This window comes from Yersinia rochesterensis (assembly GCF_003600645.1).
Lineage (GTDB): Bacteria > Pseudomonadota > Gammaproteobacteria > Enterobacterales > Enterobacteriaceae > Yersinia > Yersinia rochesterensis.
In genome coordinates this window covers 4246566-4264929 of sequence record NZ_CP032482.1, presented here as the reverse complement: position 1 = coordinate 4264929, position 18364 = coordinate 4246566, and the positions used below count along the sequence as shown (strand labels likewise).

The window sequence follows — 18364 nt, the reverse complement described above, 5'->3', positions numbered from 1 at the left end:
CCGCGGTGTTAGCTTCCCTCACTGACCCGAATCACTGACTGCCCGTTGACCTTAAAATAAATAGACTCATCGGGATTCATTCATTTGCTGCCTTACTGTAACGCCAATAGCTTGGGTAATATTTTTCGCCCTTGATGCTAGAGCGGTGTTAGCGGCATTTATTAATAATACCCATAAGTAAATATTCTGTTGGCATCTATTTTCTTATTTAAGTCGCGCCTACAATATTAACACCTATCTCGTCAAGATTATTTAATTCGAAATAAAACCCCTCCTAAATAGCCTTAATCCCTTACTACACCTGCGATAGAACAAAAAAAACCACAGTGTCAGTGCATTAGTTAAAACTATTTACTTTGAACTAAATCACATAAATGGATATTGGTTTTATTAATTTCGAACTATCAGTCATAGATCTCGGAACTTAATATCAAAATAAATAGAATGATGTTTCATAAATGGAGTCTGTATTTATCATAATAATTAATTTTATTTATTAAAATAAGGTATCTGTAATGAAATTTAAATTATTATCTCTGGCAGTGGCATCACTTATCAGCACCAGCGCAATGGCCGTTACTATTGACTATCGTCATGAAACACAAGATCAAAGTGGTAATAATCACAAAGACCGCTTATTAATGTCCCACCGCTTTGCTAATGGCTTCGGATTATCTCTGGAAGGCAAGTGGAAAAGTGCCAGTGACAAGGATAAACCATTCCATGAAGGTGTGAGTAATGGTACTGAAGTGGTTGCCAGCTATGTGTATAAAATTGATAAAACATTCTCTATCGAACCGGGTTTCTCATTAGATTCAAGCTCGAGTGCTAACAATTATCGCCCTTATTTACGTGGTAAGGCAAATATCGTTGATGATCTCTCTATCTCATTACGTTATCGCCCTTATTACAAGCGTACTAGCGCCAATATTAATACAAAAAAAGACACGTCTGAAAATGGTTATAATCTGACGAGTGTTCTCAGTTATAAAATCAACAAAGAATTCCAATTAGACTACGAGCTGGATTACAAACAAGCTAATAAAGCCGGGGTCACTTTAGCGGATAACGAAAATTACGATTGGACCCATGATTTTAAATTGACGTATAAGTGGGATAAGAACTGGTCCCCTTATATGGCTGTCGGTAATGTCTCTGGCAGTAAAAATACCGATGAACGCCAAACTCGTTATCGCGTAGGCGTCAAATACAGTTTCTGATCCATTACTGAAGTCATTACATTCTGACCTTTGGGGTCACACCTCGCTATAACGATTTTTGACAGGTAACGAAGTCATGAAAAAAAGAGCGTTATTTTTGAGTATGGCAGCACTAGCCACGCTATATATTCCCGCCGGACAGGCCGCGGATACCGACCGCCTGACAGTGGTAAAACAGTATGTCGATAATGTATTAAATAAGGCATCCGATACCTATCACGGTGATAAACCTAGCCCGCTATTGGCGGATGGTGTTGACCCCCGCACTGGGCAGCAACTGGAATGGATATTCCCTGATGGCCGCCGGGCAGTATTATCAAATTTCTCAGCACAACAAAATCTCATGCGCGTTATGAGTGGGTTGAGCGAGCTGAGTGGCGATCCCCGCTATCAGAAGCGCGCTGAAGATATTGTTCGCTATCACTTCCAGAATTATCAAGACCCAAGTGGTTTACTGTATTGGGGCGGCCACCGGTTTGTTGATCTAAAAACGCTTCAACCAGAAGGGCCAAGCGAAAAAGAGATGGTGCACGAGCTGAAAAATGCTTATCCCTATTATGATCTGATGTTTAGCGTCGACAGTGATGCAACAGCGCGGTTTATTCGCGGCTTTTGGAATGCCCATGTTTATGATTGGCGCATTCTTGAAACCAGTCGCCACGGTGAATATGGCAAACCGATGAGCGCACTGTGGGAAAGCAAATTTGAGCAGCAGCCACCTTTCTTTGCTACCAAAGGACTGAGTTTCCTCAATGCGGGCAATGACCTGATTTATTCTGCGTCCTTGCTCTACAAACACCAGCAAGAACCCGGCGCATTAGTCTGGGCTAAGCGCTTGGCTGATCAGTATGTTTTGCCGCGTGACGCCAAAACGGGCCTTGGCGTTTATCAGTTTACTCAAGCTCTGAAACGCGAAGAGCCAACGGATGATGCCGATACCCATTCCAAATTTGGCGATCGCGCTCAGCGCCAGTTTGGGCCGGAGTTCGGCCCGGCAGCATTGGAAGGCAACATGATGCTCAAAGGGCGTACCAGCACCCTTTATTCTGAAAATGCCTTGATGCAGTTGCAGTTGGGCAAAGATTTGGGGCCTCAGGGCCAGGATTTATTGAAGTGGACAGTGGATGGTCTGAAAGCATTTGCTCAATATGCCTATAACGATCAAGACAATACCTTCCGCCCGATGATGGCCAACGGGCAAGATTTATCAAATTATACCCTCCCACGTGATGGTTATTACGGTAAAAAAGGCACGGTGATCAAACCATACAAAGCAGGTAATGAATTCCTGATTTCTTATGCGCGTGCTTATGCTATCGACAATGATCCGTTGCTGTGGAAAGTTGCCCGCGGTATTGCTAATGACCAAGGGTTGGGCGATATCGGTACTGCGCCGGGCAAAGATGTCAAAGTGAAAATGGATACCACCAACAGTGATCCTTACGCTTTGTTTGCTTTGTTGGATCTTTACCAGGCCAGCCAGGTAGCAGATTATCGGCTATTGGCAGAGAAAATCGGCGATAACATCATTAAAACGCGTTATATAGACGGCTTCTTCATGGCTTCTCCTGACCGCCAATATGCTGATGTTGATGCCATAGAACCTTACGCTCTGCTGGCTCTGGAAGCATCATTGCGCAATAAACCCCAGGCAGTGGCACCTTTCCTGAATGGTGCGGGCTTCACTGAGGGGGCTTATAGAATGGACGATGGTTCAGCGCGAATTTCAACTCGTGATAATGAACTGTTCTTGCTCAATGTGGGCGAGAAGCTACAACCGAACGGCCGTAAATAGTCCCGACAGCGGCCCGTGCTGGGGCCGCTGTTGGTAAAAAGTGCCGAGCAGCGGCTTCCCAGGGCCTGTTTGCTCGGTGCTTTTACCCACGGGTTTTCATCGTCGTATTAAACCGCCCCCTTGATTTCACCCTCAAAAAGGGGGCTACCGCCCACTCAATGTTCCGCTCAAAAATCATTCACTCCTTGCATACTTCACAACCGTAAATTGCTTCTTTTTTATCCTTTCTTATTGCTAATCATTTTGGGTTAATTGTCTGGTTGATTTGACCGTATTCCGATTGTTGCTGCCGCTTGAAGCGTTTCAGTTCTTAATTTCGCATTTAGGGTGCAATCCAGTGCAACTAATAATTTCCATATTGTTATGAGGGTGTTATTTTCCGCGCAAGCACGGATAAAAAAGAAGTGTCACTCAATTATCACAGAGAGCAAAGCGACAGGCTGCCGTGTATTACTCCAAAAGGACATAGTTATGAAAGCTTCAGTGTTTAAAAGTCTTTATTTTCAGGTGTTAACGGCGATTACTTTGGGTGTGTTACTGGGGCATTTCTACCCGGAACTCGGTGCTCAGATGAAACCTCTGGGTGATGGGTTTGTTAAACTAATTAAAATGATTATCGCACCCGTGATTTTTTGTACTGTTGTGACCGGTATCGCGGGGATGGAAAGTATGAAAGCCGTGGGCCGCACTGGTGCCATTGCGCTACTCTATTTTGAGATTGTCAGTACCATTGCGCTACTGATTGGCTTGGTGATTGTTAATGTGGTGCAACCCGGTGCAGGTATGAATATCGACCCTGCGACACTGGATGCAAAGGCGGTTGCACTTTATGCTGAACAAGCTTCGCAGCAAGGGATTGTGCCATTCTTGCTAGATATCATTCCCAGCAGCGTAGTCGGCGCTTTTGCCAGCGGCAATATTCTGCAAGTCCTGTTGTTTGCTGTGCTGTTCGGTTTTGCCCTGCACCGCCTGGGTGAAAAAGGTCAGATTATCTTTAATGTTATTGAGAGTTTTGCCCGCGTTATCTTCGGCATTATCAATATGATCATGCGCTTGGCACCTCTCGGGGCTTTCGGGGCCATGGCCTTTACCATCGGTAAATATGGTGTGGGTAGCTTGGTGCAACTGGGCCAGCTCATTATCTGCTTCTATATTACCTGCGTGTTGTTTGTGGTGGTCGTGCTGGGGTCCATTGCGAAATTTAATGGTTTTAACATCTTCAAATTCATCCGCTACATAAAAGAAGAATTGCTGATCGTGCTCGGGACATCCTCCTCGGAGTCTGTGCTACCGCGTATGCTGGATAAGATGGAGAAAGCCGGGTGTAAGAAGTCCGTGGTGGGCTTGGTTATTCCGACCGGTTATTCGTTTAACCTGGACGGCACCTCTATTTATCTGACCATGGCGGCGGTATTTATTGCTCAGGCAACCAATACCCAAATGGATGTTATTCATCAGGTTACCTTACTGGTGGTGTTGTTGCTCTCCTCAAAAGGTGCGGCAGGGGTCACGGGCAGTGGCTTTATTGTCTTGGCCGCCACCATTTCTGCGGTTGGGCATTTACCATTAGCAGGTTTGGCGCTGATTCTGGGTATCGACCGCTTTATGTCTGAAGCTCGTGCGCTGACCAATCTGGTGGGTAATGGGGTTGCAACTATCGTGGTAGCGAAATGGTGCAACCAATTGGATAACGACCAACTGCAAGCGGTATTATCAAATAAAACCTTACCGAATAATGAGATAAAGAATAGCGTTTCTCCGTCTTAATACCCCGCTAACTCTCTACATTCTAAAAACTACCGGTGGCGAATTGTCACCGGTAGCATCTCTTCATTATGCCCCTTGATAGCCTTTATTGTGTTAATTACCATTTAGATACTATTTTTTACTCTGATGAGTGACATCGGCAAAAGCATGCGGTCTAACAGAATGGTACACTCCCAGCTTCAGTTTTTACGCGAGTGATAACCGTTGATTTTTCGCCCAATAATGACGGCATAACGATGCGTGTTTGAAAGCTGGACTTATTTATTTATGTTTTCATGATTACCCTATTGCATGACGCCGCTATGTTACTCATTGGCGGTTGGTGTGAAAGTACAGATGGCTTACATGAATGACATGACGTTGCATCGTTTTAACATTGGATAGTTTATTAAGTAGGGGTTCACATGCAGGGCACCAGAATTCGTCTTATAGTTGGTGGGTTATTGCTGGCCGCCGCCAGTAGTAATGTGCAGGCTGAAGCACTACAACCCGATCCTGCCTGGCAGCAGGGGAAATTAGAAAACGGGTTTTCATGGCAGTTGTTGGCAACGCCACAGCGCCCTAGCGACCGGATCGAGTTACGTCTGGTGGTTAATACAGGCTCATTAGTTGAGAGTGCGCCGCAAATTGGCTTTGCCCATTTGTTACCGCAACTGGCATTAATGAGTAGCGCGAGTTTTACTCCTGCCCAACTTCAGTCGCTATGGCAACAAGGGGTCGATAAAGATCGTCCGTTGCCACCGGCTATTACATCTTATGATTTCACTTTATATAGCTTGAGCTTGCCCAATAACCGCCCTGACTTGCTGAAAGAAGCTTTGGCATGGTTGTCCGATACCAGTGGCAAGCTGGCCATCAGTGAACAGACCGTTAATGCGGCGCTGAATAGTGCTACCGATCCTATTGCTACGTTCCCACAAAATATTCAGGAACCTTGGTGGCGTTATCGGCTAAAAGGCTCTTCTCTGATGGGGCATGATCCCGGCCAGCCAGTGGCAAAACTGGTAGATATTGAGAAGCTAAAACAGTTTTATCAGCAATGGTATACCCCGGATGCCATGACATTGTATGTCGTGGGGAATGTCGACAGCCGCAGTATTGCCGCCCAAATCGGCAAAACATTCTCTGAGTTGAAAGGGAAGCGGGCGACACCAGCACCTGTCGCGATGTTAGCGCCATTGCCGCCAGAGCCGGTGAGCTTGATGAATGAGCAGGCGACGCAAGACACGTTATCACTGATGTGGGATACCCCTTGGCATCCGATTCAGGATTCTATTGCGTTAAGCCGTTACTGGCGCAGTGATTTAGCCCGTGAGGCATTGTTCTGGCATGTTCAGCAAGTGCTGGAAAAAAGTGATCAGAAAAACCTGAAATTGGGCTTTGATTGCCGGGTGCAATATCAGCGCGCTCAATGTGCCATTCATTTGAATACACCGGCAGAAAATCTGACATCGGGTATGAATTTCATTGCTCGTGAACTGGCGAGCTTGCGCGCCAATGGCCTGAGTCAGGCAGAGTTTGATGCTTTGATGGCGCAGAAAAACGATCAGCTCAGTAAGTTGTTTGCCACCTATGCCCGCACAGATACTGATATTTTGATGAGCCAACGTCTGCGTTCACAACAAAGTGGTGTGGTGGATATCGCCCCGGAGCAGTACCAGAAGCTACGACAGGCTTTCTTGTCAGGTCTGACTTTGACGGTACTGAATCAGGAATTGAAGCAGCAATTATCACAAGATACCACGCTGATTCTGACGCAGCCAAAAGGCGAGCCAGAAGTGAATGTAAAAGTATTGCAGGATGCATATAACGCAATTATGACACCACACACAGTGGTGCCAGAAGATGCTGCGCCTACAGTGGCTGCTGCGGAGACGGCACCGCCGACACCCACAACAGCTCAATAAGTAAAATATTGAGTCGTTATGAATAAGCCCGGACACTATGTACCGGGCTTATTGGTGTTGTCCTGAAAGAAGGGGAAGCGCCCCTAGGTGCGATAAATCCGTCGGACTGAATGCTGAATCACACCGCTGGCATTGCCGCCAGTGGGATGATTGCCCCACGATATTGAATCACGGTGCTGGCGGTTAAATGTCCGCGCACAGCGGCGTCATGCGCACTGCCACCGGTCAGGCGAACTGCCAGATAACCGGCACTGAACGAATCCCCAGCCGCCGTGGTATCCACCACTTTCTCTTTCGGCAGTTTAACCGCCGGAACATCATACTGGTGGGCTTCAAAGCCCTCTTTCACCCAGACGATGCAGGAATCTGCGCCGCGCTTGATAACAATTTCGCTTACGCCTAAATCCTGAGTGCGTTCAATCACTTGCTCTATTGGCGTCTCGCCCCACAGCATATCTTCATCGTCCAATGTCAGGAAAGCGATATCCGTGCAGGCCAACATGTCGCGATAGGCTTCTTGTGTCTCTTCTTTGCTCTGCCACAGGCGAGGGCGGTAATTGTTATCAAAGATAACTTTGCCCCCGTTAGCCCGACAGGCGCGCAGCAATGTCAGCAAACGCTGGCGAGAAGCACTGTCGAGGATCGCCAGGCTGATGCCGCTGAGATACAGATAATTAAATTTTTCAAGGCGTTGGCAGATTTCATCCGCCTGTGGGCTGGTCAACCAAAAACGTGCGGCGGCATCATTACGCCAATAATAGAAAGTGCGCTCACCGGTGCTATCAGTTTCAATGACATACAGCCCCGGCAATTTATTATCCAGACGCTGAATGAGAGAGGTGTCGATGTTCTCTTGCTGCCAGGCGGCCAGCATCTCGTTACTGAAATTGTCAGTCCCCAGCGCCGTGACGTAATGTACATTCAAGTCCTGCTTGGATACCTGACGGGCAACATACACCGCAGTATTCAGCGTATCGCCGCCAAAGCCCCGGCTAAGGTCGGTACCTTTTTGTGACAGTTCAATCATGCATTCGCCGATAACGGCAATATTTTTGCTGGTCATGGAAAGCTGGCCTGTGAGTCAATAATGAAGATAAGGTTAGTCTCACTGCTGGCTTAGTCTGAGTCAATAGTATTAAAACGATGTTTTAAATTTTTTATGATGTAAGTCGGGAAACTGACAAGTTTCCCGTTATTCTGAACACATTTATGGCCCTGAAAACCTTCACTCTAAAAACAATGATGCTGAAAATAAGTATTCTAAAAACAATTAGGATGACTTTCTCAGGTCGGTCACACTATGGCCGCCAATCCCCCAGTTATCGGTATCGACTTCATCAATCACCACCACGGTAGTGGCCGGGTTTTTACCCAGAGTGTCGACTAATAGCTGGGTGACACCGGCGATCAGCTGTTTTTTCTGCTCCGCCGTCGCCCCTTCGCGCGTAATTTTAATATTGACGTAAGGCATGTTCATCTCCATTAAGTTATTGGGTATGGCATTGATTAACAACTATAGATGGCTTAAATGTGCCGCACCAGCTCGCTTAGGAGGAATAATCTATCATGCCGCTATATAAAGTTCTGGTCGCCTGAGTCGATAACATCTACAGAAGAAAAACCGTTTATCACCGGGTGCCCCCAGTTGTTGGCAATCCCTATTGCCGTAGCTGTTTGATGCCCTAAAATATGGCGACTAAACTGATGATGACCAATAAAATATCAGGTTTGCTTGCGCCATCCTTTGCCGCTATTGATCGAAATAAAGGACAGAGCTTCTGGCGGCAATGTCAGCGTCGGTATACTTTTCAACCTATCTATCGTACCTCTGGTGCGCTGCTGGCTATCGAGTTGCTTACGGCGGTTTTTCATCCCTCATCACCGGATACCCGTTTGAATCCGGAGGATTATTTTAGTGCCATTAGTATCCGTGCCCGTTTGGATGTGGTGCTCGAGCAGTTGAGTATGGTTAAGCAGTGGCATGAGATATTTGTACATCACTCGGTGTTGGTCTCAATCAACATTGATGGTCAGGCGCTAATGGCAATGCAGGATGATCAGCAGGCTAAGGCGTTAATTGATGCTATGCCTTACATTCGTTTTGAATTGCTGGAGCATGTCGACACCTCTCTTGATACCCCTTTTGCACGTATTGCCGAGGCAGACCGGTTATGGCTGGATGATTTTGGCAGCGGGCTAGCGAATTTCACATCATTCATTAGTTGGCGCTATGAGTACATCAAAGTTGCCCGAGACTTATTTATCGTGCTGCAAGAAAGTGATGTCGGGAATCAGCTATTTTTCAAACTGGTGACCTTAATGGGCAGCTATAGCAAAGGGGTGATTGTTGAAGGGGTGGAAACCTCACAAGAATGGGCGATGGTGCAGCAGTCTGACGCCGTTGCCGCGCAAGGTTATTATCTCTCCCGACCGACGTCATTTGACCGTTTACAGTCCCTCCCAATGCTGTTCTGTGGCTAATCTTTAGGGTTAATAAATGCCCATCCCCCTCCTCTAACCCGCCTTCCTTCGCTATTCTCGACTATGGTTAAAGTGGTTTTTTAATTTAAGATCATGAGTATTGGCATGGAGCTGTTATGACCAAAACCGGAAAAGTGCTGACGGGCATTGGCGGGGGTATTGTGCTGCTGCTGGTCGCCGCCATCGTGTTTATTATGACTTTCGACTGGAATCGCCTAAAGCCAACTATTAATGAAAAAGTCTCGACTGAGTTGCAACGGCCTTTCGCCATCCGAGGCAATCTCGGGGTGGACTGGTCACGCAAAAGTGATGAACCGGGTTGGCGGGGCTGGGTGCCGTGGCCGAATATCCACGCTGAAGACTTGGTGCTGGGTAACCCGTCAAATTTAGTCAGTGAGAAAACCGCGGATAAAGCTAATGCCACTGCGGGCACCGCGGAATCTACCGCATTCCCTGCCGGGGAAATGATCACTTTAAAACGGGTCGATGCCAGCATTGCGCCGTTGGCATTACTGGCGAAAGAAGTTTGGATACCGCGTATCTGGCTGACCCAACCGGATGCCCACCTGCTGCGGCTGGCGAATGGCGAGAATAACTGGACATTTAATCTGGCGAATAGCTCTGCGGATGATAAGAGCGCCGCTTCTGATTGGTCGGTTAATATTGATGATATTGTCTTTGATCGCGGCCAGATAAACCTGAAAGATGCGGTGCTGAAAGCAGACTTGGAGGCGGTGATTGACCCGCTGGGCAAGCCGTTACCGTTTGCTGAAGTGACGGGCGCACGTAATGAGAAAAAAGATAAGCAACCGGCTGAAAAGGCAAAGAATAATGCGCCTGATTTTATCTTTGGTTGGAAAGTTGACGGTAAGTATCAGGGCCAGCCTTTAACCGGCAGTGGCAAAATTGGCGGCATGTTGTCGATGAATGATGCCAGCACCCCTTTCCCCTTGCAGGCGGATATCCGTTCTGGTACTACCCGAGTGGTGGTGGCGGGCACATTAACGGACCCCGGCAATCTGGCGGGGTTGGATCTGCAATTGAAATTATCCGGTGCCAGTTTGGGTAATCTCTATCCACTGCTGGGCGTGTTATTGCCGGCCACCCCCCCTTACAACACTGATGGCCGTTTAATCGCGAGTCTCAAGCAGGTCGGTGGGGCGGTTTATCGCTACGAAAACTTTAACGGCAAAATCGGCGACAGTGATATTCATGGCAACTTGGCCTATACCGCCAGCCAACCACGGCCAAAATTAACCGGCAACATGTCATCGGAAAAATTACGTTTTGCTGACTTAGCGCCGTTGATCGGGGCGGATTCCAATCAGGAAAAAGCCAATCGCGGTGAGCGCAGCCGACAACCCAGTAATAAGGTGTTGCCGACTGAAAAATTTGATACTAAAAGCTGGGGCGTGATGGATGCCGATGTCACCTATGCAGCTAAACGTATCGATCGGGATAAATCATTGCCATTAACCGACCTGTCGACTCACGTAGTGCTCAATAATGGTGAGTTGCTGCTCGACCCGCTGCGATTTGGCATGGCAGGGGGGAATCTCAATGCCATTCTGCGGCTGAATGGCAATAAAAACCCCATGCAAGGTAAGGTTGATTTACATGCCCGCCGCTTGCAACTAAAAGAGCTATTGCCGCAGGTGCAGGCGATGCGCAACAGCTTGGGGCAATTGAATGGCGATGCATCATTTACCGCCAGCGGCAACTCGGTTGCAGCTCTGTTGGCAACCAGTAATGGTCATCTGCGTTTGTTACTCAATCAGGGGCTAATCAGCCGCAGCTTGATGGAGTTACTCGGCCTGAATGTCGGTAACTACTTGGTAGCGAAGCTGTTTGGTGACGATGAGGTCAAAATTAACTGCGCGGTGGCTGATGTTCAGTTACGCAATGGTTTGGCGACGCCACGGCTGTTTGTGATTGATACTGAGAATGCCATTATCAATATTAGCGGAAATATCAATTTTGCTACCGAGCGGCTGGATTTATCTATTGATCCGGAAAGCAAAGGGCTGCGAATTTTAACCCTGCGCTCACCGCTGTATGTGAAAGGCACATTTAAACGCCCAGATGCGGGAGTCAAAGCCGGGCCTTTGTTGGCCCGTGGCGCGATTGCTGCGGTGTTAGGTGTGGCCTTCACTCCTGCCGCCGCATTACTGGCACTGATTTCCCCCAGTGAAGCTGAAAAAAATCAGTGCACGCCATTGCTGCAAAAAATGAAGCAAAAGAAATAGCGCGTTAATGTATCGGTGGTTGGGACAGCCGTTGGCAACGGTGATCTTGCAGCTCCTCCACCGATGCCCGATGTAGCGTTATCAGCCGGGCTTTACTGGCGAGCAATAAAAATTGCCCATCGGGCAATGCCGTCATGGCGAGACCATAGCGGCCCATGTCATCTTTCGCGCCCGGCACTTCATCCGCTAACAAGCGAAATGCCCCTGATTGCTGTAATTCTGCCGCCGTCGTCCGCCGCACCAGATAATCATGCCCCAATAAACCGCCGGGTAGGGGCTGCCATTGTTGGTGAAAATCGGCTTCCTGTGCCGCCAAAGCGGTTTTGACTGCTGGTTTTAGGCAAGAAATATGAATATGTAAATGGTCCTGACTGCGGCCATATTTTGAATTGATGGTTAGCGAAATATCCGCATCATCAATGGGTGCGCCGTATTTATCCGCCATAAAGTGGCGGGCTTGCCAGGCATCAAGGAAGTAGTTGGGGCTGCTGGTAGCTAATAACTGCGGGCTTTCTATGCCGCTGATTTTTGCCGTCGGCATCAACAAATACTGTAATGGCCCGTGAATATCTTTGTACACCACGAACCCGGCGAGGGTATCAACCTCTGCACAAGGTTGCGGATTATGTGCCGTTTCCATATGGGGAACACATTGCTGACTCACAATCTTCCACAGCGCATCCGCATTGCTGAAGCGCAATTTATAGCCAATGCCCAGCAGGATAATGACCAGCAATATCAGTAAAAACCACGGCTTTTTTAGATAACGAAACATTGGCTTCCTTTCACTTTCCATGATGAGCCACTAGTGTAGTGAGATATCCGTGGGGCGGGCAAACCCCATAATGCTTATTTATCATTATGGGGTGTTGACCTTAAACCGGAATGTAGGGCTATTGTGGGTTTTTATTGCCCGGTTCTGAGGGCAGAGTGCCGTCTTCGGCATAGCGGGCGGTCGCTATCCAGGCGGCGCAAAATAAGGTCAGACGGGCGAAAAAGTAGAAAAAGGCCATTAAACCAATCACTGAACCAAAGGCCGCCCCTGAGGGGGAGCTGGCAAGGCGCGGCAGCATCATGGTCATGATAAATTTTATGATTTCAAAGCCAATTGCCGCAATCAGGGTGCCCCGCAATAGCGCTTTTTTCTTCGGTTTATGTCGCGGAAGAATCCAAAATATCCATAAAAATAATAGATAGTTGGCAGCTATAGAGATAGACAGAGCAATCAGTGTCATCACGGGCCGCAACCACTCGATCCCCCCTAATCCTAATGCATTAACAATAGCGGATTGCGCCGCTCCGGCGATAGATGTCAGCGAAAGAGTAATAATGAGCGCGATAACTAAGCCAGTGAGTGACATAAAATCACGGGCATAGCGGTAATAGAATTTTTCCTGATCCTGTGGATTGCGCTCCCAGACATCGCGCGACTGGGCACGAATGGCTTCGCGCAGATTTCCCATCCAACTAATACCGGAATAAAGCGCAATCGCCAAACCGGTTAACCCGACGGTAGTGCGTTGCTGAATAGCGGTATTCACCGTGTTTTTAAGGGTGGCCGCCAGACTTGGGTCACTGATGGTATTAACAATTTTGTTAATTAATTCAGCCAATAAGTCGGGGTTAGAGGCCAGCACAAAACCCACTGTGGCAAAAGAGACCATCAAAATAGGGATCAGTGATAAAAATGAAAAATAAGTAATAGCAGCGCCAAACTGGCTGCCCAGCCGGTCATTGAAGCGGTCTGTGGCGCGGATAATATGGGCAACAGGGGGGTAAGCTTTCACACGGTCAATTATTTTCATCATAGGTCAACTTCCCGTGCCATAAAGGAAATTGCTTTTTTACCCGTTTCAATTCCAGCAGTCAGCGGTGCTGGGTTGTCTCGCGGTGCGTTCGGCATAATTCTCCTTGAGTATGTTAATCCATGCTTTATGCAGATGATTATGCTAAAGAATATGATATAAAATAGCCGCTAATCTGTTGATGATAGCAGAGTCGAGGTCTATCACAACCTCACGAGCCAATGGCGGACGCCTGCGCGAAAGTAAAAAATATTCTTGAGGATAATATTCAAGACAATAAAAAAGGCTACAAACCCTGCGGTTTATAGCCTTTTAAGGTTTTTTAATAAACCTTAGCGCATAGTAACAAACTCTTCGGCGGCCGTCGGGTGGATAGCGACCGTGTTGTCGAAATCTTTCTTGGTTGCGCCCATCTTCACGGCGACCGCGAACCCTTGCAGGATTTCATCCATACCAAAGCCGATACCATGAATACCGACAATCTTCTCTTCCGGCCCTGCGCACACCAGTTTCATCCGGCATGGCTGGCGGTGCTGAGTGACGGCGCTGTACATTGCGGTGAAGGACGATTTGTACACTTTCACTTGGTCGTCGCCAAACTTCTCACGCGCTTGCGGCTCAGTCAGGCCAATAGTCCCGATTGGCGGGTGGCTGAACACCACGGTCGGAATATTGCTGTAATCCAGATGCTCGTCCGGCTTGTTATTGAACAGGCGCTCGGACAAACGGCGACCCGCAGCAACCGCCACCGGGGTTAGCTCAACGGCACCGGTATTATCGCCGACGGCGTAGATGCCTTTAACGTTAGTATTCTGGAACTTATCAACCTCGATATAGCCTTTTTCATTGGTTTTAACACCGCTGGCGGCCAGATTCAGGTTATCTGTTGCTGGTTCACGGCCAATGGCCCAAATCAGATGGTCGACAGTCACTTCAGTGCCGTTTTCCAGTTGCAGTGTCAGGCTGCCATCTGCATTTTTAATTACAGCTTTCGGTACTGCTTCAGTATGCAGCTTCGGCCCTTCGGTGTTCATCACTTCCAGCAGGGTTTCAACAATCAACGGATCAAAAGTACGCAGTGGCGCGTGCTTGCGCACAAATAAATGCGTTTCTGTGCCTAAGCCATTGAGAACGCCCGCGATTTCGACCGCGATATAACCGGCACCCACCACAGCAACCCGTTTTGGCATCTCGTCTAATTCGAAGAAACCATCGGAATCGATACCATACTCAGCCCCTGGAATATCCGGGTGACTTGGGCGGCCGCCGGTGGCGATCAGAATGTGATCGGCAGTAATCTTCTCACCGTTAACTTCCACGGTATGCGCATCAAGAAAACGCGCAAAACCATGAATAACATCAACTTTATTATTACTTAAACCACGGTCATAAGACTGATGGATACGATCTATGTAAGCAGTACGATTGGCAATCAGCGTTTTCCAATCGAAATGATTCACGGTGGTGTCGAATCCGTAATCCGGGCCATACAATTTAATTGCTTCTGCAATTTGGGCTGCATGCCACATCACTTTCTTCGGTACACAACCGACGTTTACACAGGTGCCACCGAGCTGTTTAGCTTCAATTAGCGCGCATTTTTTGCCATACATGGCTGCCCGGTTGATAGACGCGATCCCGCCACTGCCACCGCCAATTGCCAGATAGTCGTAATGTTTGGTCATCAGGATTTCCCATGAGAGTCGTTTAAAAAATTGCCTTACAGTTTAGCGTTTGAAAGTGTTTTGTGCATCAATGGCTCTGATAGGCTATTCGTTCAGAAAAAAATTATTCCAGTGATATCTATACCCAAAATAATTCGAGTTGCAGGAAGGCGGCAACTGAGTAAATCCCCAAGAGCTTACACAAGTAAGTGACTGGGGTGAGCGAAAGCAGCCAACGCACGTGCAGCTTGAAGTATTATTCCGGCACGACCCATTTCACCAGCGTATGGCCATGGCCAGACGGCACCAATATTTTGTGCAGCCACGGCAGTAGCGTATTCATTTGCTGTTCCAGCTTCCATGGCGGGTTAATCACAATCATGCCAGAGGCGGTCATGCCGTGTTGATCACTGTCTGGGCGGACGGCCAATTCAATTTGCAGAATACGGCGGATGCCCGTGGCTTCCAGATCCCGCAATAACCGTTTGACTTGCTGGCGTAAAACCACTGGATACCATAACGCATAGGTGCCCGTTGCGAAGCGTTTATAACCCTCCTGAATACCTTTCACCACATCCTGATAATCAGTTTTCATTTCATACGGTGGATCGATAAGAATCAAACCACGGCGTGATTGCGGCGGCAACTGTGATTTAAGTTGCTGATAACCATCAGCTCGCTGGACTTTAGCGCGCTCATCTTTGGCAAATTCATTGCGCAACAGCGGGTAATCACTCGGGTGCAGCTCAGTCAGATGGATTTTGTCATATTCACGCAGTAAATGGCGGGCAATCAACGGTGAGCCGGGGTAATAACGCAATTTCTCACCACGGTTAAAGTAATTGATTGCACTCATATAAGGTGCTAAATCAGCGGGTAAGTCATCGCGTTGCCACAGTTGGCCGATACCCTCCAGGTATTCACCGGTGCGTTCAGCATGCTCGCCGCTTAATTGATAGCGGCCAGCACCGGCGTGGGTATCCAGGTAAAGGAACGGTTTTTCTTTTTCTTTCAAAGACTCAATAATCAGACTTTGAACAGTATGTTTAAGAACGTCGGCATGGTTGCCAGCGTGAAAACTATGGCGGTAACTGAGCATTTTATTTTAACCAATTGATATTTAGCACATTGCGGCAGTGTTTCTTGCGGCCTTTCTCGGTGGATGCGACAAAGCATCGCCGTCAGAAACCGCAGCCAACACATTATGGCAACTAGTATAAACTGTCTGGTGGATAAAAAGTGAAAAGCATTAATTTGTGGTGACGACCGCCCTCGACACAATGGATATAATCATGGCAGTTAAGCCGCCAGCCATTGATTTTCATGCTGGCAGACCTCATGTTATTTGTTCATCCATAGATTCATACATAATCTATTATTCGTCGCTGGACTGCTTCTGGCGCTGATATTCAAAAAAATAATCAGGACAACCCTATGACAAATCCGCTGTTGACCCCGTTCTCCCTGCCGCCATTTTCTGCTATTCGCCCTGAAGATATCGTGCCGGCGGTGAAATCCGCTCTGGATGAATGCCGTCAAGCGGTGGAGCAGGTCGTCGCCCAGCCAGGCCCTTTTACCTGGGAAAATCTGTGCCAGCCATTGGCGGAGTCCGATGACCGCTTATCGCGCATTTGGTCGCCCGTTGGGCATTTAAATTCAGTTAAAAACAGCCCGGAATTGCGCGCGGCTTATGAACAAAGCTTGCCGCTACTGTCGGAATACGGCACTTGGGTCGGGCAGCACAAAGGTTTGTATCAGGCCTATGTCAGCTTGAAAGAAGGGCCGGGGTTTGCTGCTTTAAGTGCGCCACAGCGCAAAGCGGTAGAAAACGCGCTGCGTGATTTCCAGTTATCTGGCATTGGTCTGGAACCAGAACAACAAAAACGTTATGGCGAAATCGTGGCCCGCTTGTCTGAGTTGGGCTCGACTTACAGCAATAACGTGCTCGATGCCACCATGGGCTGGAGCAAATTGATTACTGATGTCGAGCAACTGAAAGGCTTGCCGGAAAGTGCATTGGCCGCCGCTAAAGCCATGGCCGAAGCCAAAGAGCAGGATGGCTGGTTACTGACGCTAGATATGCCGAGCTACTTGCCGGTGCTGACTTACGCCGACAATGCTGAACTGCGCGAAGAAATGTACCGCGCCTTTGCCACCCGTGCTTCTGATCAGGGGCCGAATGCGGGCAAATGGGATAACAGCGAAATCATGGCCGAAATTCTGACCTTGCGCCATGAATTAGCCCAATTGTTGGGCTTTAGCAGCTATGCGGATAAATCGCTGGCAACCAAAATGGCCGAAAATCCACAGCAAGTGCTGGGTTTCTTAAATGATTTGGCAAAACGCGCGCGCCCACAAGCAGAAGAAGAACTGGCGCAGTTACGTGCTTTTGCTGAAAAACATTACGGTGTCAGTGAGTTAGCCGCCTGGGATATCACTTATTATTCCGAAAAACAAAAACAGCATTTGTTCTCCATCAGTGACGAGCAATTGCGGCCTTACTTCCCAGAACAGCGCGTGGTTGAAGGGCTATTTGAGGTGGTGAAACGTATTTACGGCATTACCGCCAAAGAGCGTCATGATGTCGACACTTGGCATCCAGATGTGCGTTTCTTCGAACTTTATGATGCCAGCGGTGAACTGCGCGGTAGCTTCTATCTGGACTTATATGCCCGTGAACACAAGCGCGGCGGGGCCTGGATGGATGATTGTGTCGGCAGCCTGCGGTTGGCAAATGGCCAATTACAAAAGCCGGTCGCTTATCTGACCTGTAACTTTAATGGGCCAGTTGGCGGCAAACCGGCGCTGTTTACTCATAATGAAGTGACCACCTTGTTCCATGAGTTCGGCCATGGTTTACATCATATGCTGACCAAGATTGATACAGCGGGTGTTTCCGGCATCAATGGTGTGCCGTGGGATGCGGTCGAACTGCCAAGCCAGTTTATGGAAAACTGGTGCTGGGAGCCGGAGGCGCTGGCGTTTATTTCCGGCCATTACGAAACCCATGAGCCATTGCCACAAGAGATGCTGGATAAACTGCTGGCGGCGAAAAATTATCAGGCGGCGCTGTTTATCCTACGCCAACTGGAGTTCGGCTTGTTTGATTTCCGCATGCATTATGAGTTTGATCCGCTGACCGGCGCGCAGATTTTGCCTGTTCTGTATGAAGTGAAAAAACAGGTGGCGGTGGTGCCATCGCCAACTTGGGGCCGCTTCCCACATGCCTTTAGCCATATCTTTGCCGGTGGCTATGCTGCGGGTTATTACAGCTACTTGTGGGCGGAAGTGCTCTCGGCAGATGCTTTCTCGCGCTTTGAAGAAGAAGGGATTTTCAATGCGGCAACTGGGCAGTCATTCCTCGACAATATTCTGTCCCGTGGCGGTTCCGAAGAGCCAATGACCCTGTTCAAGCGCTTCCGTGGCCGTGAGCCGCAGTTGGATGCTATGCTGCGCCATTACGGTATTAAGGGCTAGAA

12 protein-coding genes and 1 pseudogene are annotated in these 18364 nt (G+C 48.3%); 7 read left to right on the top strand and 6 right to left on the bottom strand.

Annotation, left to right across the window (positions count from 1 at the left end; all coding sequences use genetic code 11):
- The first annotated feature begins 515 nt into the window (after positions 1-515).
- The 4 genes from DXZ79_RS19825 (at position 516) to DXZ79_RS19810 (ending at position 6689) form a co-directional block, all read left to right on the top strand.
- On the top strand, positions 516-1220 hold the full coding sequence (locus tag DXZ79_RS19825; protein ID WP_120011562.1) for an oligogalacturonate-specific porin KdgM family protein: 705 nt from the start codon (positions 516-518) through the stop codon (positions 1218-1220).
- A gap of 76 nt (positions 1221-1296) precedes the next feature.
- Positions 1297-3015 (top strand): pectate lyase, encoded by a 1719-nt coding sequence (locus DXZ79_RS19820; protein ID WP_038637446.1) that lies wholly within the window; start codon positions 1297-1299, stop codon positions 3013-3015.
- 471 nt (positions 3016-3486) lie between these two features.
- Complete coding sequence (locus DXZ79_RS19815; RefSeq protein ID WP_038637443.1) at positions 3487-4782, top strand: dicarboxylate/amino acid:cation symporter; 1296 nt, start codon at positions 3487-3489, stop codon at positions 4780-4782.
- 404 nt (positions 4783-5186) lie between these two features.
- Complete coding sequence (locus DXZ79_RS19810; protein WP_120011561.1) at positions 5187-6689, top strand: M16 family metallopeptidase; 1503 nt, start codon at positions 5187-5189, stop codon at positions 6687-6689.
- Positions 6690-6807: 118 nt separating this feature from the next.
- On the opposite strand, the gene kdgK is transcribed toward DXZ79_RS19810, so the two are convergent.
- Positions 6808-7752 (bottom strand): 2-dehydro-3-deoxygluconokinase, encoded by a 945-nt coding sequence (kdgK, locus tag DXZ79_RS19805; protein WP_038637439.1) that lies wholly within the window; start codon positions 7750-7752, stop codon positions 6808-6810.
- A gap of 207 nt (positions 7753-7959) precedes the next feature.
- Positions 7960-8160 (bottom strand): 2-hydroxymuconate tautomerase family protein, encoded by a 201-nt coding sequence (locus DXZ79_RS19800; RefSeq protein ID WP_004388926.1) that lies wholly within the window; start codon positions 8158-8160, stop codon positions 7960-7962.
- Between the two features lie 218 nt (positions 8161-8378).
- Here DXZ79_RS19800 and pdeH point away from each other — a divergent pair, with 218 nt between their 5' ends.
- Together pdeH and DXZ79_RS19790 are read left to right on the top strand one after the other, a co-directional pair.
- Positions 8379-9170, top strand: a complete 792-nt coding sequence (pdeH, locus tag DXZ79_RS19795; RefSeq protein ID WP_038637436.1) for a cyclic-guanylate-specific phosphodiesterase — start codon at positions 8379-8381, stop codon at positions 9168-9170.
- Between the two features lie 116 nt (positions 9171-9286).
- Positions 9287-11416 (top strand): AsmA family protein, encoded by a 2130-nt coding sequence (locus DXZ79_RS19790; RefSeq protein ID WP_120011560.1) that lies wholly within the window; start codon positions 9287-9289, stop codon positions 11414-11416.
- Between the two features lie 4 nt (positions 11417-11420).
- Here the strand turns inward: DXZ79_RS19790 and DXZ79_RS19785 are convergent, their stop codons facing one another.
- The 4 genes and pseudogenes from DXZ79_RS19785 to DXZ79_RS19770 all read right to left on the bottom strand — a co-directional run bounded on the left by DXZ79_RS19785 (position 11421) and on the right by DXZ79_RS19770 (position 15984).
- Positions 11421-12212, bottom strand: coding sequence for a CDP-diacylglycerol diphosphatase (locus DXZ79_RS19785; RefSeq protein WP_172667616.1), 792 nt, complete (start codon positions 12210-12212; stop codon positions 11421-11423).
- 97 nt (positions 12213-12309) lie between these two features.
- Positions 12310-13319, bottom strand: a pseudogene (gene yhjD / locus DXZ79_RS19780) (inner membrane protein YhjD).
- 234 nt (positions 13320-13553) lie between these two features.
- Positions 13554-14906 (bottom strand): glutathione-disulfide reductase, encoded by a 1353-nt coding sequence (gorA, locus tag DXZ79_RS19775; protein ID WP_038637429.1) that lies wholly within the window; start codon positions 14904-14906, stop codon positions 13554-13556.
- Positions 14907-15141: 235 nt separating this feature from the next.
- Positions 15142-15984, bottom strand: a complete 843-nt coding sequence (locus tag DXZ79_RS19770) for a 23S rRNA (adenine(2030)-N(6))-methyltransferase RlmJ (protein ID WP_038637426.1) — start codon at positions 15982-15984, stop codon at positions 15142-15144.
- Positions 15985-16319: 335 nt separating this feature from the next.
- On the opposite strand from DXZ79_RS19770, the gene prlC reads away from it, so the two are divergent.
- Complete coding sequence (gene prlC / locus DXZ79_RS19765; RefSeq protein WP_038637423.1) at positions 16320-18362, top strand: oligopeptidase A; 2043 nt, start codon at positions 16320-16322, stop codon at positions 18360-18362.
- Positions 18363-18364 lie beyond the last annotated feature (2 nt).

What these genes read in the sequence shown, in the direction of transcription:
- DXZ79_RS19825 (WP_120011562.1), top strand. Translation starts at nt 516, where the DNA reads ATGAAATTTAAATTATTATCTCTGGCAGTGGCATCACTTATCAGCACC.
- DXZ79_RS19820 (WP_038637446.1), top strand. Translation starts at nt 1,297, where the DNA reads ATGAAAAAAAGAGCGTTATTTTTGAGTATGGCAGCACTAGCCACGCTA.
- DXZ79_RS19815 (WP_038637443.1), top strand. Translation starts at nt 3,487, where the DNA reads ATGAAAGCTTCAGTGTTTAAAAGTCTTTATTTTCAGGTGTTAACGGCG.
- DXZ79_RS19810 (WP_120011561.1), top strand. Translation starts at nt 5,187, where the DNA reads ATGCAGGGCACCAGAATTCGTCTTATAGTTGGTGGGTTATTGCTGGCC.
- kdgK (WP_038637439.1), bottom strand. Translation starts at nt 7,752, where the DNA reads ATGACCAGCAAAAATATTGCCGTTATCGGCGAATGCATGATTGAACTG.
- DXZ79_RS19800 (WP_004388926.1), bottom strand. Translation starts at nt 8,160, where the DNA reads ATGCCTTACGTCAATATTAAAATTACGCGCGAAGGGGCGACGGCGGAG.
- pdeH (WP_038637436.1), top strand. Translation starts at nt 8,379, where the DNA reads ATGGCGACTAAACTGATGATGACCAATAAAATATCAGGTTTGCTTGCG.
- DXZ79_RS19790 (WP_120011560.1), top strand. Translation starts at nt 9,287, where the DNA reads ATGACCAAAACCGGAAAAGTGCTGACGGGCATTGGCGGGGGTATTGTG.
- DXZ79_RS19785 (WP_172667616.1), bottom strand. Translation starts at nt 12,212, where the DNA reads ATGGAAAGTGAAAGGAAGCCAATGTTTCGTTATCTAAAAAAGCCGTGG.
- gorA (WP_038637429.1), bottom strand. Translation starts at nt 14,906, where the DNA reads ATGACCAAACATTACGACTATCTGGCAATTGGCGGTGGCAGTGGCGGG.
- DXZ79_RS19770 (WP_038637426.1), bottom strand. Translation starts at nt 15,984, where the DNA reads ATGCTCAGTTACCGCCATAGTTTTCACGCTGGCAACCATGCCGACGTT.
- prlC (WP_038637423.1), top strand. Translation starts at nt 16,320, where the DNA reads ATGACAAATCCGCTGTTGACCCCGTTCTCCCTGCCGCCATTTTCTGCT.